This is a genomic window from Butyrivibrio sp. (assembly GCF_017940685.1).
Lineage (GTDB): Bacteria > Bacillota > Clostridia > Lachnospirales > Lachnospiraceae > Butyrivibrio.
In genome coordinates this window covers 1-15,863 of sequence record NZ_JAGAYD010000262.1, presented here as the reverse complement: position 1 = coordinate 15,863, position 15,863 = coordinate 1, and the positions used below count along the sequence as shown (strand labels likewise).

At 43.7% G+C, this 15,863-nt stretch carries 13 protein-coding genes and 1 pseudogene; 11 read left to right on the top strand and 3 right to left on the bottom strand.

The window, feature by feature from the left end:
- The 3 genes and pseudogenes from J6I68_RS15750 to murC form a co-directional block, all read right to left on the bottom strand.
- A pseudogene (locus J6I68_RS15750) lies at positions 1-588 on the bottom strand (ATP-binding protein); the annotation flags it as partial.
- 366 nt (positions 589-954) lie between these two features.
- Positions 955-2,073, bottom strand: coding sequence for a DnaD domain protein (locus tag J6I68_RS15745; RefSeq protein ID WP_292221677.1), 1,119 nt, complete (start codon positions 2,071-2,073; stop codon positions 955-957).
- A 295-nt stretch (positions 2,074-2,368) separates the two neighbouring features.
- Complete coding sequence (gene murC, locus J6I68_RS15740) at positions 2,369-3,763, bottom strand: UDP-N-acetylmuramate--L-alanine ligase (protein ID WP_292221676.1); 1,395 nt, start codon at positions 3,761-3,763, stop codon at positions 2,369-2,371.
- A gap of 221 nt (positions 3,764-3,984) precedes the next feature.
- Here murC and J6I68_RS15735 point away from each other — a divergent pair, with 221 nt between their 5' ends.
- From J6I68_RS15735 to J6I68_RS15685, 11 genes are all read left to right on the top strand, one after another.
- Positions 3,985-5,253, top strand: a complete 1,269-nt coding sequence (locus J6I68_RS15735; RefSeq protein ID WP_292221674.1) for a glucose-1-phosphate adenylyltransferase — start codon at positions 3,985-3,987, stop codon at positions 5,251-5,253.
- 2 nt (positions 5,254-5,255) lie between these two features.
- Positions 5,256-6,374 carry a glucose-1-phosphate adenylyltransferase subunit GlgD gene (gene glgD, locus J6I68_RS15730; RefSeq protein ID WP_292221673.1) on the top strand — a complete coding sequence of 373 codons (1,119 nt, stop codon included), beginning with the start codon at positions 5,256-5,258 and terminating at the stop codon, positions 6,372-6,374.
- 24 nt (positions 6,375-6,398) lie between these two features.
- A complete protein-coding gene (gene spoVG, locus J6I68_RS15725) occupies positions 6,399-6,683 on the top strand; it encodes a septation regulator SpoVG (RefSeq protein WP_292221672.1) in 285 nt (94 codons plus the stop codon).
- A 145-nt stretch (positions 6,684-6,828) separates the two neighbouring features.
- Positions 6,829-7,398 carry an aminoacyl-tRNA hydrolase gene (pth, locus tag J6I68_RS15720; RefSeq protein WP_292221679.1) on the top strand — a complete coding sequence of 190 codons (570 nt, stop codon included), beginning with the start codon at positions 6,829-6,831 and terminating at the stop codon, positions 7,396-7,398.
- On the top strand, positions 7,399-10,956 hold the full coding sequence (mfd, locus tag J6I68_RS15715) for a transcription-repair coupling factor (protein ID WP_292221671.1): 3,558 nt from the start codon (positions 7,399-7,401) through the stop codon (positions 10,954-10,956).
- A gap of 16 nt (positions 10,957-10,972) precedes the next feature.
- Positions 10,973-12,163 (top strand): pyridoxal phosphate-dependent aminotransferase, encoded by a 1,191-nt coding sequence (locus tag J6I68_RS15710; protein WP_292221669.1) that lies wholly within the window; start codon positions 10,973-10,975, stop codon positions 12,161-12,163.
- The gene (locus J6I68_RS15705) at positions 12,160-12,807 is read left to right on the top strand and encodes a phosphatase PAP2 family protein (RefSeq protein WP_292221668.1); all 648 of its coding nucleotides are present in this window, start codon (positions 12,160-12,162) and stop codon (positions 12,805-12,807) included. Before J6I68_RS15710 ends, J6I68_RS15705 begins: the two co-directional genes overlap by 4 nt.
- Before the next feature lie 127 nt (positions 12,808-12,934).
- Entirely contained in the window at positions 12,935-13,480 is a 546-nt protein-coding gene (locus tag J6I68_RS15700; RefSeq protein ID WP_292221666.1) for a DUF6465 family protein, read from the top strand.
- A gap of 188 nt (positions 13,481-13,668) precedes the next feature.
- The gene (gene hrcA / locus J6I68_RS15695; protein WP_292221664.1) at positions 13,669-14,700 is read left to right on the top strand and encodes a heat-inducible transcriptional repressor HrcA; all 1,032 of its coding nucleotides are present in this window, start codon (positions 13,669-13,671) and stop codon (positions 14,698-14,700) included.
- A 21-nt stretch (positions 14,701-14,721) separates the two neighbouring features.
- A complete protein-coding gene (gene grpE, locus J6I68_RS15690) occupies positions 14,722-15,408 on the top strand; it encodes a nucleotide exchange factor GrpE (RefSeq protein WP_330622544.1) in 687 nt (228 codons plus the stop codon).
- A 69-nt stretch (positions 15,409-15,477) separates the two neighbouring features.
- Positions 15,478-15,863: Hsp70 family protein (locus J6I68_RS15685; protein WP_292221662.1), on the top strand; the 386-nt coding region annotated here is incomplete at its 3' end.

Here is a 15,863-nt window from a genome sequence, read left to right as displayed (position 1 = left end):
GTCAGCGATACAAATAGAAAGGAACGATTTACCAGTACCCACTGTACCATAAATGAATAAATTTTGGTAGTCGCTATCAAAATTGTTCACAAAATCTTCAGCAGCTCGTCTGGCCCCTTGAAATCTCTTAAGATCCTCGCCATCATAATAAGACTCAGAAAGACGCTTGAAGTTAGCCTCTTTAGTCATGGCCCTTAAATTAGACTTATCGTAAAGAGTTTCAATAATCTTTTGCTTAAAGCAATGGCACTTCTCATTGCCAATATATCCAGTATCCTTACAATCTGGACAAGTATACCCCATATCCAGATAATCCTTAGAATACCCAGCCTCTGTTAGCAAAGTCAGCTTCCGCCTTGCAAGCTCCGCAAGTTGATTTTTCAAAACTCTGCGGTCCAGCTTCTCTCCAGATATCAGCCTTCTTCCAAAGTCCGCACTGGCAGTAGCTGTCTCGTCATCCAGCTCCTTATACCCCGGAACATTATCATAAACGCTCTGTAATCTTTCTTCCAATTCCTGCCTATGAAGACTTCTCCTATCTTCATACTCATGCATTATCGCATCATACTGCGCATTGGTAAGTGCCATACACTATATCCTCTCACTAATTAAAACCAGGTGCCATCCTTATGTCCATGCTGTCGAAAAATTTCCTCCCCTACCATTTCCTATATCCCTCCCATTTGTGAGTTTAAACCGTGGAACTTAGACATATCAATCTCAAGCGGCTATCCGCGCAGAGATTGATGCCCATGGCTAAGTGGAACGCTTGGTTTAACCGAGCAAAGGGGAGGGATATAGGAAGTGGTAGGGGCCAGAGAAAGTCCCGGCCGCACTTCATAAGTATGGCCCTGTACGTGTTTCAGGGAAGGCCGGAGCCGCCGCCGAACCAAGAGTACAGGGCCGAGCTTATGAACGTCTCTCCTGCAAGATTCCCCAATCAGGCAGAAGGTTCTAGTTGTCCAGAAGCTTTTTCTCAAGTTCTACAAAATCATAGGTGTTTTGCTGGAACTGATTGAAGCGATTCTGGGTTCCGCCTAGACGAATAGATGATTCGCCTACGCGAAGTTTGCTATCGATGGATGAAACGGAAGCCTTTGATCTCTTTTTGAGATCTGCGGTAAAGTCGGCATCTAACCTGGCAATATCCTCCCGTGAACTTACTCCTTTTTCATGCCAGGAGCGAAGAATGCTGTCGCAATACTTCAGACGGTTCTTCTGTGTCGCCATAACAGTGCGGTCGCAGGCTTCCAAAATGATCTCCATCGAAAATCTCAGCTCCCCAATCCACTTGCGAATGAAGGTGCCTTCCTTCTCAGTGGGACTGTTTTCCATACCGAGTGCCTTCATGATAGTGATGATGTCACTGTCATGCTTGTAGATCTCCACGCGTGCCTGTTTTGGCGTCTTGATGCCTTGCTGATTCCAGTTAATGGCTACCTTCTCCATATATCTGAAATCTTTTTTATGATTATCGACGCAATACTGCATCAGATAGTCCAATAGATCGTCTGAGAATCCAAGTTCATCGTGTATGTAATAGACTGTGGACATCTCAGTTGGAGATAATGTTCTTCCAAAATACTGCTCTGCGATAAACAGAAGATTTGAACCTTCTGACTGCTTGAAGGACTTAAGCTGTGCTGCAGAATAGTTTGGTCTTTCCGGGATAACGTTTTCTGGCTGGATCTCAGGTTCAGCTGGTGCAACAGGAGAAAGAACAGGTCTTACCTGACTGTCATTTCTTCTTCTGCCATAGCGTCTCTGAGTGCTTGCTGCGATATCCTCCATATGTATTCCGGTCAGATTCTGGGAAGCGTCATACTCAAGAGAAATGAGTCCTTTCTTTTCCCAATATTTTAAAGAACGAAGTACGTCAGATTCTGTATGATTGAATTTATCTGCCAGAGCTGGAACACTGGTAGGTAAATTCGCACTCATCATCCTAAGAAGATAGAGGTAGATCTTGATCTGCGCGTCGTTTGCGTCCTGCATGTATTCATCAATGAAAATGTTTGATACATAAGTAGAATCCTCCCCACAATTAGAACTAATAGTTACTCGCCCCATCATATACTTTCATCACCTGCTTTACTAACATATCCGAAAAAGAATTGTTTGCTTCATCGGAACAATTCAGATTATAGCATGGGGATTTTTAAAATGATATGGGCAAAAATGCCGAAGAAATCCAGTAACCATCTCGGTTTCCGGAATTGGGTCCGGATTGTGGACAATGTGGATAACGTGGATTATTTTATAAAAATTCTATAAAAATAGGTCTGACTGTGAGGATTACCAGTCAGACCTTTATCCACCAAAAATGATTTACATAAACTATAAATAAAAGTGGAAATGTGGATAAGTATTACCTGCCAAGGAGCTCATCGCCGATTTTTACTACATCTCCGGCTCCCATGGTTATCAACAAATCTCCCTTAGTGCAATTTTGCAAAAGAAATTTTTCTATTTCATTAAAGTTTGACAGAGTTGGAAAATAATTACACTCATGTCCTAAGCTGACAATCTTGTCAGCAAGTGTTCTTGAGCTGATGCCAAGATCATCCTTCTCCCTGGCAGCGTAGATATCAGCCAGTACAACGTGATCTGCTAAAGAAAGAGCCTCAGCAAACTCATCTAAAAGAGCTTTTGTCCTGGTGTAGGTGTGAGGCTGGAATACACACCAGATCTTTTCGTGAGGATAGTTCTTGGCTGCAGTTAAGGTAGCCTTGATCTCTGTTGGGTGATGAGCGTAGTCGTCAATAATTGTAACTCCGCTTATCTCTCCCTTATATTCAAATCTTCTGCTGGTTCCTCCAAAGAGAGAAAGACCAGATACGATATGCTTATCTTCTATATTAAGTACAGTTGAAACAGCTATGGCTGCCAGAGCGTTATAAACGTTGTGGATGCCTGGAACAGCAAGCTTTATCTTTAGCTCTTTTCCCATAGGAAGGTGAGCTGTAAATGAAGGATTGCCATGCTCATCGTAAACGATGTCAGTTGGATAGTAGTCAAACTTATCTGAAGATCCATAAGTTACGATTGTGCAGGGAAGGTCGTGGGTGATCTCATCTACATTTTCAATATCACCACTTATTACGAGAGTTCCGTCAGCTGGAAGGAGCTCTGCAAACTTCCTGAAGGAGTGCCTTATGTCCTCAAGGTCCTTGAAGAAATCCAGATGGTCAGCATCGATATTGGAAATGACACTGATCTTAGGGAAAAAGCTAAGGAAACTGTTGGTGTACTCACAGGCCTCAGTTACAAAGTACTCTGACTGACCTACCCTTATGTTTCCTCCGATGTCCTTAAACACACCGCCGATTGAAAGTGTTGGGTCTGTGTCTGCCTCTAAGAGAATCTTGGAAACCATTGAGGTAGTGGTTGTCTTGCCATGAGTTCCGCTGATGGCAACAGGAAGAGCGTACTGCTTCATGATCTGTCCAAGAAGCTCTGCTCTTGTGAGCATTGGAATGCCAGCCTCTTTAGCTGCTGCAAATTCAGGGTTGTCGGGATGAACAGCTGCTGTGTAAACAACTACATCAATCTTGTCTGCGGATGAGATGTTCTCAGCTCTCTGTCCATAGTTTATCTTAACCTGCTGACTTTCAAGGGCTCTTGTCATGGCAGATTCCTTAGAGTCTGAGCCTGAGATCTTAAAGCCCTCCTTGATAAGGATCTGGGCAAGGCCGCTCATTGAGATACCACCAATGCCAATGAAATATACGTGTACAGGATTTTTAAAGTCTATTTTATACATATTTATATATGCCTCCAAACCTCTTTATTCTAGCACGGATTTAGTCAAAGTCAAAAAATCAGATAATTCGAAAACGTTTAACTAAATTATATATCTTATTTACACCATTTCGTATTTTTTTCATCAAAACATGTGATATACTTAATAATAAGAACAAAAGCGGTTTCTGTTATGTGCTTAAGTAAGCATATTTGGTGAAATTCTTAGCAACGAGGTGGAACATGATAAAAAAGGAAATGATCGCCATGCTTCTGGCAGGGGGCCAGGGCAGCAGATTGGGTGTGCTAACTGCGAAGATGGCTAAACCCGCAGTTTCTTTTGGAGGGAAGTACAGGATCATAGACTTCCCACTCAGCAACTGCATCAATTCTGGAGTGGACACTGTCGGTGTTCTGACGCAGTATCGTCCTCTCAGACTTAATTCCCACATTGGAATCGGAATACCTTGGGATCTGGACCGTAACTTCGGTGGAGTTACAGTTCTTCCTCCTTATGAAAAGAGTGCGAACAGTGAGTGGTACACAGGTACTGCCAATGCAATCTATCAGAACATGGAGTACATGGAGAACTACAACCCTGACTATGTTCTGATCCTTTCAGGTGACCACATCTACAAAATGGACTACGAGACCATGCTTGATTTCCACAAGTCCAGTGGAGCAGATGTCACCATCGCTGTTATGCCTGTTCCCATGGAAGAAGCCAGCAGATTCGGTATCATGATAACCGATGAGAACAAGAGGATTGTGGACTTCGAGGAAAAACCTGAACATCCCCGTTCCAATCTTGCATCAATGGGTATCTACATCTTCTCATGGAAGGTTCTTAAAGAGGCCCTTATCAAAAACAAGGATCAGGCAGGTCTTGATTTTGGTAAGCATATCATTCCTTACTGCAAGGATAAGGGACAGTCCCTTTTTGCATATGAATTTGACGGCTACTGGAAAGACGTTGGAACACTGACTTCTTACTGGGAAGCCAACATGGAGCTTATCGATATAGTTCCTGAGTTCAATCTCTACGAGGAGTACTGGAAGATCTACACAGCCAGCGACGTTCAGCCGCCTCAGTACCTGGGTCCTGACAGCGCTATAGAGCGCAGCATCGTTGGAGAGGGCTGTGAGATTGAAGGCAAGGTCTATAACTCCGTTATAGGACCTGGCGTCAAGATTGGAAAAGATACAGTTGTAAGCCACTCTATCATCATGAATGACACTCAGATCGGTGAAGGCTGTAACATAGAAAAAGCTATCATTGCTGAAAAGGCACAGATTGGATCTGGAGTTACTCTTGGAGCCTTTGAGCAAAAAGAAAATGAAACTAAGCCCGGCATTTATTGCGAAGGCCTTGTCACTATTGGTGAGCGTTCAGTCATTCCTGACAATGTCAAGGTTGGCAAGAACACCATGATCGCTGGAATTACTACTGCTGAGGACTATGCAGATGGAATCCTTGACAGCGGCAGAACATTAGATAAGGCAGGTGATTGAGTATGAGGGCGATTGGTATTATTTTAGCAGGCGGCAGTAGCAGCAGGATGCAGGATCTTTCCAAGCGCAGAGCGGTTTGCGCCATGCCAGTGGCAGGCTTTTACAGGAGTATCGACTTTGCTCTTAGTAATATGACCAACTCACACATCCAGACTGTAGCCGTATTTACACAGTACAATGCAGGAAGCCTTAATACACACCTAAGTTCCTCCAAGTGGTGGGACTTTGGTCGTAAACAGGGCGGACTATATGTTTTCACTCCGGCAGTTAAGGCCTCAGGAAACCTCTGGTACAGAGGAACAGCCGATGCCATTGCTCAGAACCTTGAGTTCCTTCGCAGCTGCCACGAGCCATATGTCATCATCACATCTGGTGACTGCGTATACAAGATGGACTATGGCAAGCTCCTTGAGTACCACATTCAGAAGCAGGCAGATATCACAGTTGTTTGCAAGGACATGCCAGCAACCATCGATACTGAGAGATTTGGTACTGTCCGCATGAATGAGGAATGCAGGATAGAGGAGTTTGAGGAAAAACCTGTTGTTTCCAAATCCAACACCATCTCCTGCGGTATCTACGTAATTAGACGCCGTCAGCTCATTGAGCTTATCGAGAGAGCTGAAGAAGAAGAGAGATACGACTTTGTAAGAGACATCCTTGTAAGGTACAAGGATATGAAGAGAATCTACGGATACAAGATCAAGGAGTACTGGAGCAACATCGCTTCTGTAGAGGATTACTACAGAACCAACATGGACTTCCTAAAGCCTGAGATAAGGCACTACTTCTTCAGAGAGTATCCAGGTATCTACACCAAGGTTACAGATCTTCCACCAGCCAAGTACAACGTTGGTGTCAGCGTCAAGAATGGCCTGATCTCCAGTGGCTGTATCATAAACGGAACCATTGAGGATTCAGTTATCTTCAAAGGAGCCTTTATCGGAAATAACTGTTATATTAAAAACTCAATTATTCTCAATGATGTTTATATTGGAGATAATTCGCATATTGAAAACTGCATCGTGGAAAGTCATGGCACCATTCAGGCCAACTCTTACTATAAGGAAGAGAACGGTATCAAGGTGGTAGTTGAAAACAATGAGAGATATGTAATTTGACAACATGTACAGAGGGGGTACACTATGAAGATTACAGATATTCGCGTAAGGAAAGTAACTAAGCAGGGCAAGATGAGAGCAGTAGTATCTGTTACCTTTGATGATGAATTTGTTGTTCACGACATCAAGGTTATAGAAGGCGAGAAGGGATTGTTTATAGCAATGCCCAGCAAGAAGTCTTCTGACGGAGAATACAGGGATATTGCACATCCCATCAACTCAGACATGAGAGGTGTTCTTCAGAGTGCCATCTTAGAGGCTTATGACAAGGCCGCTGTTCCAGAGGATGATGCTGCGCCTGAGGCTTGACAAGTATTTAAACAAAGTGAATAATGAGTAAAAAACAGGGGACTTAAAGTGTTTTTAAGCCCCCTGATTTTGTGTTGGGGTGCGGGTAATGTTTAAGTGGGTCAAAACGCTTTTTAGTAAAAGAGATAAAGAGGATAACGGCAGAATGTTTGTAATAGTGGGTCTTGGAAACCCGGAAAAGAAATACTTTCACACCAGACACAATGTGGGCTTTGACACTATTGATGCCCTTTCAGATAAATATGGAATAGGTCTTACAGAGACCAAGTTCAAGGCTGTATATGGAAAAGGAAGGATCGGAAATGAGAGGGTGATCCTGGTAAAACCCCTTACCTATATGAACCTTTCAGGCGAAGCGGTTGCTCCTATCTGCAACTATTTTAAGGTGGATACCAAAACTGACCTTATTATTATTTCTGACGATGTTGAGCTCGATGTAGGCAAACTCAGGATAAGACCAAAGGGCAGCAGCGGCGGACATAACGGCCTTAAGAATATCATTGCCCAGCTTGGCCATGAGGAGTTTACAAGAGTAAGGATCGGCGTTGGCAAAAAACCAAAAGAGTGGGATATGGTGGACTGGGTCCTTGGACACTTTGAGGGTGAAGATGCTTCTTCTATTAAGGAAGGCATTGATAACGCTTGCGACGCAGTAGTTGAGATCATGGAAAATGGCACTGACAGCGCCATGAACAGATTTAATGGTAAAAAATAAATGAGAGCTATGACAAATCCCTTAAGGGAACTTAAGGAATTTAATGAAATAAGTGAATATCTTGAGAAACCTTTTGCCTGTTGCCAGGTCACTGGCTGTGTGGACTCGCAGAAGCTCCATTTCATTGATGGGCTGGGTGAGGGCTTTAAGTACAGGATAATCGTGACCTATTCTGATCTTAGGGCAAAAGAGATCTATGAGGACTATAAGTTCTACGACAGGAACGTTACTGTGTATCCTGCCAAGGATCTTATCTTTTATCAGGCGGATGTCCACAGCAATGAGATCGCAAGGCAGCGTATCAGGTGCCTGCGGCGCCTCATTGAGGGAAGACCTGTAACAGTAGTGACGACTTTTGCTGCCCTGATGGCACCTCAGATAAAGCCTGAAGTTATAAAGTCCCACATACTTTCCATAGATAAAAGAACTCAGATCGATGAAGCGCAGATAAGTAAAAAGCTTATAGCCATGGGCTACACCAGAAATTATCAGGTTGAAGCTCCTGGTGAGTTTTCTGTCCGCGGAGATATCATCGATGTCTTTGACCTTACAGAGGAAAATCCTTTCAGAATAGAACTTTGGGGCGATGAGATAGAGGCCATAAGAAGCTTTGACATTCTTTCCCAGAGATCCCTTGAGAAGCTTGAATCTGTCAGCATCTATCCGGCATCTGAGATCATCCTTGAAGAGGATGAGCTTGAAAAGGGCATGGAAAAGATTGAGGAAGATACAGAGAGGATTGTAAAATCCCTTCGTGAACAGTTCAAAACAAAGGAAGCCCACGAGCTTAAGGTAAGGACAGAGGAACTTAAGGAACAGCTCTTTGAGCTTAAGGCATCAGTCAATCTTGAAAGCTATATCAGATATTTTTACGATGACACAGTAACTATCCAGGAGATGTTCCCAAAGGGAAAGAGCTGTATCTTCATAGACGAACCACAAAGAGTCCAGGAGCATGCCAGGGCTGTCGAGATGGAATTTAGAGAGAGCATGAGCCACAGGGCAGAGAAGGGATATGTTCTTCCCGGGCAGATGGAGCTTCTTTATTCAATAGACAATGTAATTGCAAGAATGTCCAATGGCAGAAGAGTTCTTATTTCAGCTCTTGCAATGCCAGAGTCTCAAAATCTCTTTTCCCCGGAAAAGAACTGGGACATAAAGGCAAGAAGTATAGCTGCATACAACAACAGCTTTGAAGCCCTTGTGGGAGACCTTAAAGCTTACGTCAAAAAGGGCTTTAGAGTTCTGATCCTATCGGGCTCAAGGACAAGGGCCAAGAGAATTGTGGAAGACCTTCGCGACAACAGCGTATCGGCCTTTTACAGCGAGGACCCTGGAAGGGTTTTGGATTCCGGCGAGATAATGACCTACTATGGCAGGATACTGAAGGGCTTTGAGTATCCGGACATCAAGTTTGCGGTCATTGCTGAGAGCGATATCTTCACCGAGCACACCAAAAAGAAAAAGAAGAAAAAGAGCCAGTACAAGGGAGAAAAGATATCCGACTTTGCGGACCTTAAGATTGGCGACTATGTTGTTCATGAAGACCACGGACTTGGTATCTACAGAGGTATCGAAAAGATAGAGACAGACCACGTGGTCAAGGACTATATAAAGATCGAGTACGGCGGAGGCGGAAACCTGTATGTTCTTGCGACAGGTCTTTCTGTCATTCAGAAATATGCATCGGGTTCAGATGATGAAAACGCCCATAAGCCCAAGCTCAACAAGCTTGGAAGCGGCGACTGGAGCCATACTAAGAGCAAGGTCAAGGCTGCTGTTGAAGAGGTGGCTCAGGACCTTGTAGAACTCTATGCAAAGCGTCAGCAGGCGGTTGGATACCAGTTCACTAAGGATACTGTGTGGCAGCAGGAGTTTGAGGATGCATTTCCTTATCAGGAGACTGAGGATCAGCTCATAGCTATAGAGGATACCAAGAAGGACATGGAGTCCACTGGTATCATGGACAGGCTTATATGCGGCGACGTAGGTTTTGGTAAGACCGAGGTTGCAATCCGTGCGGCCTTTAAGGCGGTTCAGGACGGCAAGCAGGTGGCGCTTCTTGTGCCAACTACGATCCTTGCCCAGCAGCACTACAACACCTTTGCAGAGAGGATGAGGGCATTCCCTGTAAGAGTGGATCTGATGTCCAGATTCAGGACAGCTTCTGAGCAAAAGAGAACTGTCACAGACCTTAAAAAGGGCCTTGTGGATATTGTTATCGGAACCCACAGACTTTTATCAAAAGACATAGAGTACAAGGATCTTGGACTTCTCATAGTTGATGAGGAGCAGCGTTTTGGCGTAACCCACAAGGAAAAGATCAAGACCATGAAGGAAAACGTGGACGTTCTTACACTTTCTGCAACTCCTATTCCAAGGACTCTTCACATGTCGCTGGTGGGCATCAGGGATATGAGCGTTCTTGAAGAGGCGCCAAACGACCGGCTTCCGATCCAGACCTATGTCTGCGAATACAACGACGAGATGGTAAGAGAAGCCATTGTCAGAGAGCTTTCTAGAAATGGTCAGGTTTACTATGTTTATAACAGGGTAAGCAACATCGCAGATGTGGCAGCAGGGATCCAGAAGCTTGTTCCAGAGGCTAACGTTGCTTTTGCCCATGGCCAGATGAAGGAGTCAGAGCTTGAGAGGATCATGTACGACTTCATCGACGGAACCATTGATGTTTTGGTTTCTACAACCATCATTGAGACAGGACTCGATATTCCTAACGTCAACACCATGATCATCCACGACTCCGACAAGATGGGACTGTCACAGCTTTACCAGCTAAGAGGCCGAGTTGGCAGATCCAATAAAACTGCCTATGCCTTCCTTATGTATAAACGTGATAAGATGTTAAAAGAGGTTGCTGAAAAGCGCCTTGCTGCCATCAAGGAGTTTACAGACTTAGGAAGCGGCTTTAAGATTGCCATGAGGGATCTTGAGATCAGAGGCGCAGGAAGCCTTCTTGGTAAAAAACAAAGCGGCCACATGCAGGCAGTCGGCTACGACCTCTACTGTAAGATGCTTGGGGAGGCAGTCAAGATCAAAAAGGGCGAGAGTACAGATGAAGTACTTGATACGCTAAACTGCAGCATAGACCTTGACGTGGATGCATACATACCTAACGAGTACATCCTTAACGAAGAGCAAAAGCTTGAGATATATAAGAGAATTGCCAGCATTGAGAATGACCAGGAGTGCGAGGATATGAAAGATGAGCTCCTTGACAGATTTGGTCAGATTCCGGAGATGGTAGAGAACCTTCTCAGGATATCTCTTTTACGGACCAGGGCAAAGGCTCTTTATATAGTAGAGATAAATGGCGGCTCTTCAGAGATTGAGATAAAGGTAAGTCCAAATGCCAGATTTGATCCGGGCAAGATACCGGGATTCATATCAGGATATAAAGGCAATATGTCTTTTCATCAGGGGCAGACACCTGTGTTTGTCTATAAATACAAAAAGGATCCAAACCCTAAAAAGGCTGAGATGCAGCTGCTTAAGGACGCAGAGGATCTGGTTGAAAGTATGAAAGCGTTACTTAAATAGTATTAAGGAGGAGCACATGATCAACGAAACGTACAAGAACATGCTGGGGGCTAAGTCAGTTATCCGTGAGCTTTCAGAGTATGCAACTGCAAGGGGAAAAGAAATTGGATACGAGAACGTGTTTGATTTCAGCCTTGGAAATCCAAGTGTAGAGGTGCCAAAGGAGTTTACTGATGAGATGATAAGACTCCTTCAGGAAGAGGACACCATGACTCTTCACGGCTACACACCAAGTCTTGGAAATCCACTATATAAAGAAGAGATCGCAAAGAGCCTCAATAAGCGCTTTGGAATGAACTATGGCCCTGAGCACATCTTTCCTACAACCGGAGCTGCTGGAGCTATTTCCCACGCAGTAAGAGCTGTGACAAAGCCTGGGGATGAGGTTATAACTTTTGCTCCATACTTCCCTGAGTACAACCCTTATATTACCGGTGCTGGATGCAAGCTTACTGTTGTACCGGCAGATACTGAGAATTTCCAGATAAACTTTGATGCATTCCTTGAACTTATAAATGAGAATACAGCTGCAGTTTTAGTGAACACACCAAACAATCCTTCAGGAGCAGCATATTCTACAGAGACTTTAAAGAGACTGTCTTCTATATTAAAAGAAAAGTCTGCTGAGTTTGGACATACTATTTTCCTTCTCTCAGATGAGCCTTACAGGGAGATCGTTTTTGCTGGGGCAGATGCTCCTTACGTTTCAAAGTTCTATGACAACACTCTTAGCTGCTACTCTTTCTCAAAGTCCCTTTCACTTCCTGGAGAGAGAATTGGTTATGTGGCAGTTAATCCAGCCTGCGAAGGAAGCGATGTGATCGTTCCTATGTGCGGACAGATATCAAGAGGCACAGGACACAACTGTCCTCCATCCATCATTCAGCAGGCAGTTGCCAAGGTCTGCTCTCTTACAGCAGATCTTTCTGTATATGAAACAAACATGAACATCATTTATAACACTCTTATAGAGCTCGGATTTACTGTTGTAAAACCTGGCGGAACCTTCTACATCATGCCAAAGGCTCTTGAGGAGAGTTCTATAGAGTTTTGCAAAAAAGCTAAGGATTACGATCTTATTTTTGTCCCAGCAGATGGATTTGGAGCTCCAGGGTTCTTCAGAGTTGCTTACTGCATAGATACAGAAAAGGTTGAAAGAGCCATGGTACAGCTTAGAAAATTTGTAAAAGAGGTATATGGCAAATGAACAGCGCAAAAAGAGATTTCAAAAGGCCATTAGTAATGCTTGTTGTAACGATTCTTTTTTCAGTTCTTACCTTTGTGGTGGACAGAAAGCCAATTGGCTACGATGGCACATCAGTTGGATTTTCATCAATAAATGGGCTTTTTGCAGGAAGCTTTGGATATAATCCGGTGATGGATACACTTTCAGATATTGCGATGTATCTGTCATTTCTGGTAGTTGCAGCATTTGCTTTTATTGGTGTGATGCAGCTGATCAGGGGAAAGAGTCTTTCAAAGGTTGATAAGACTATCATTGGACTTGGAATATTATATGTTGTAGTTGCGGTTTTGTATGTTGCTTTTGACAAGATCCCAATAAACTACAGACCAATCTTACAGCCCGGAGAAACTGAACTTGAAACATCCTTCCCTTCAACTCATACACTGGTTATCTGCACAGTTTTGGGAAGTGGTATCGTGGCTGTAAAGAGGCTCTTTAAAAATGAGATGACGGTGAGAGTCCTTAAAATAGCCTTTATTGCCATCATGGCCATCGGAGTATGCGCAAGGCTCTTTGCAGGAGTCCACTGGCTTACCGATATTGTGGCAGGTTTACTGTTTTCCGTAACACTGGTGTCTCTATACACCGCATGGATTGGCGATTGAAAGAAATGATTTTATCAAAGATGCGTTGACAAGGGTAATTTATGAGTGTAAACTCTATTTCGTAATCACTTTACTGTTTTAACGAGCTACAAAAATCGTTTATGATTTTGAGGAGGAAAAAACAATTATGGCAGAAATCAAAAAGACAGAGGCAGTCGTAAAGCCTGTTGCAACAATCAAGACACCCGTAGCTGCAGAAGTTAAGACACCTGAAGTCAAGGCACCAGCTAAGGAAGAAGTTAAGGCAGAGGCTAAGAAGGCAGCTCCAGCTAAGAAGCCAGCAGCAAAGAAGGCAGCACCTGCTAAGAAAGCAGCTCCAGCTAAGAAGGCAGAGCCTAAGAAGGAGACAGCTAAGAAGGCAGCTCCAGCTAAGAAAGCTACAGCAGCTAAGAAGACGGTGGCAGCTAAGAAGGCTACAGCAGCTAAGAAGCCAGCAGCAAAGAAGGCTACAGCTACAAAGGCTACAGCAGCAGTTAAGAGCAATGTTGTTCTTCAGTTCGGCGAACTTAATGTTACATATGATACAATCGTTACTAACGTAAAGAATCATTTCCAGGCAGAAATGGGTGGAAAGATTGATGAGATAAAGAAACTCAGCATCTACGTTAAGCCAGAAGAGTATTCTGCATACTATGTTGTTAACGACAAGGTTCAGGGCAGAATCGGTCTTTGATATTAAAATATTAAGCAGGCGCTTAGTCGCCTGCTTTTTTTATGTTTATTTTAGAAAGCAGATGTTGACATTGGGGTCTGCTAGTGATATTTTATGATACAGAAGATGTTAGCACTCGAAAGAGGTGAGTGCTAACATCCCAAAGAACCATTCCAATGAAAACCGGTTAACAGAGGAAGAGGTGCAGTTTGGAACTTGACGAGAGAAAAAGGATCATACTTCATGCAATAGTTAAGAATTATTTGGAGACAGGTGAGCCTGTAGGCAGTAGAACCATTTCCAAGTATACGGATCTTAACCTAAGCTCAGCCACCATTAGAAATGAGATGGCAGACCTTGAGGAGATGGGACTTATTTTGCAGCCCCACACTTCAGCTGGTCGTATCCCTTCAGATCAGGGCTACAGAGTATATGTAGATGAGATGCTAAGGGACAAGGAGAAGGAAGTTGAGAACATGAAGGAGATGCTTCTTGATAAGGAAGAGAAGCTTGAGAATCTCCTTAAGCAGGTGGCTAAGACCCTGGCGGTTGATACCAATTACGCAACAATGATCTCTGCTCCCCAGATCCGCAAGAACAAGCTTAAGTTCATCCAGATTTCCAAGGTAGATGATGAACATCTCCTTGCAACTATCGTCATTGAAGGCAATGTTATTAAGAACAAGATCATTACTGTAGAAGAGGTTTTGGATGACGCCACGATGCTCAAGCTAAACATATTGCTTAATACAAGGCTTGACGGACTGGCAGTTGAGGATATCAATCTTGGCCTTATAGCTGCGGTTAAGCAGGAGGCAGGTATTCACAGTGAGATCATAGGTAACGTGATCGATGCAGCTGCAGAATCAATTACAGCTGATGAAGATCTTCAGATATATACAAGCGGAACCACAAACTTCTTTAAGTATCCTGAGCTTACTGATAATGCCAAGGCGAGTGAGCTTCTTAGCACCTTTGAGGATACAAGCGATCTGTCCAGTATCGTGGAAAACACTCTTTCTGCTGAGAACGGAGAGACAGGTATACAGGTTTACATCGGTAACGAGACTCCTGTACAGGCCATGAAGGACTGCAGCGTTGTGACTGCAACCTATGAACTGGGTGATGGCATGAAGGGTACCGTAGGAATCATTGGACCTAAGCGAATGGATTATGACAAAGTTATTTCAACTTTGAAAAATATGCGACATGCGCTTGATGATCTGTATAAAAAGGAATAGCAATTTAAGGAGGCATTTGATTTGAGCGAAGCAAAAAAGAACGCTTCTGCAAAAGGCGAAAAGGCCATGGACAAGGACAAAGAAGAAGTTCTTGAGAACATCATGGAGGAGCTTGAGCAGGAAGCTAAGGATAAGGAAAAAGAAGCTTCTGAAGGTGATAAGGAGCAGGAACCTAAAGAGGAACCTGCAGAATCTTCCGAAGAAAAAGATCCTGAAGATGCTAAAGATGAAGACAAAAAGAAGGGGCTCTTTAACAAGAAAGAAAAAAAGAACCCTCTTCAGGAAAAGGTAGATGAGCTGAACGACAAGGTTCTGCGCCAGATGGCAGAATTCGAGAACTTCAGAAAGAGAACAGATAAAGAGAAGGCACAGCAGTTTGAACTTGGACAGAGCAATATCCTTGAGAAGCTCCTTCCAATAGTAGATAACTTTGAAAGAGGTCTTGCAGCAGTTCCGGAAGCTGAAAAGGACGGAGCTTTTGCAGACGGCATGAACAAGATTTACAAACAGCTTGTTACAGAGCTTGAGAATCTTGGTGTAACCCCGATTGAAGCTGTGGGAAAAGAATTTGATCCTAACTTCCACAACGCAGTAATGCAGGTAGAGAGTGAAGAGTATGGATCAGGAATAGTTGCACAGGAACTTCAAAAGGGATATATGTTCCACGATACCGTGCTAAGACACAGCATGGTAGGTGTTACGCCGTAAGGACGATGATAAGTCGTCATACCGCATATAGATTAAAGATAAAAGCTAATCATTATGGAGGATAATAAAATGAGTAAGATTATAGGTATCGATCTTGGTACAACAAACAGCTGCGTAGCAGTTATGGAAGGTGGTAAGCCCACCGTTATCGCAAACGCTGAAGGCGCAAGAACAACACCTTCAATCGTAGCATTTACAAAAAATGGTGAGAGGATTGTTGGTGAGCCAGCTAAGCGTCAGGCAGTAACCAACGCAGAAAACACAATCTCATCAATTAAGAGAGATATGGGTACAGACAACGGCCGTACAATCAATGGCAAGAAGTACTCACCTCAGCAGATCTCAGCAATGATCCTGCAGAAGCTTAAGGCTGATGCAGAACAGTATCTCGGCGAAAAAGTTACAGAAGCAGTTATCACAGTTCCTGCATACTTCAATGATGCTCAGCGTCAGGC

What these genes read in the sequence shown, in the direction of transcription:
- spoVG (WP_292221672.1), top strand. Translation starts at nt 6,399, where the DNA reads ATGAAGATTACAGATATTCGCGTAAGGAAAGTAACTAAGCAGGGCAAG.
- J6I68_RS15735 (WP_292221674.1), top strand. Translation starts at nt 3,985, where the DNA reads ATGATAAAAAAGGAAATGATCGCCATGCTTCTGGCAGGGGGCCAGGGC.
- pth (WP_292221679.1), top strand. Translation starts at nt 6,829, where the DNA reads ATGTTTGTAATAGTGGGTCTTGGAAACCCGGAAAAGAAATACTTTCAC.
- J6I68_RS15745 (WP_292221677.1), bottom strand. Translation starts at nt 2,073, where the DNA reads ATGATGGGGCGAGTAACTATTAGTTCTAATTGTGGGGAGGATTCTACT.
- J6I68_RS15700 (WP_292221666.1), top strand. Translation starts at nt 12,935, where the DNA reads ATGGCAGAAATCAAAAAGACAGAGGCAGTCGTAAAGCCTGTTGCAACA.
- J6I68_RS15705 (WP_292221668.1), top strand. Translation starts at nt 12,160, where the DNA reads ATGAACAGCGCAAAAAGAGATTTCAAAAGGCCATTAGTAATGCTTGTT.
- glgD (WP_292221673.1), top strand. Translation starts at nt 5,256, where the DNA reads ATGAGGGCGATTGGTATTATTTTAGCAGGCGGCAGTAGCAGCAGGATG.
- murC (WP_292221676.1), bottom strand. Translation starts at nt 3,763, where the DNA reads ATGTATAAAATAGACTTTAAAAATCCTGTACACGTATATTTCATTGGC.
- J6I68_RS15710 (WP_292221669.1), top strand. Translation starts at nt 10,973, where the DNA reads ATGATCAACGAAACGTACAAGAACATGCTGGGGGCTAAGTCAGTTATC.
- mfd (WP_292221671.1), top strand. Translation starts at nt 7,399, where the DNA reads ATGAGAGCTATGACAAATCCCTTAAGGGAACTTAAGGAATTTAATGAA.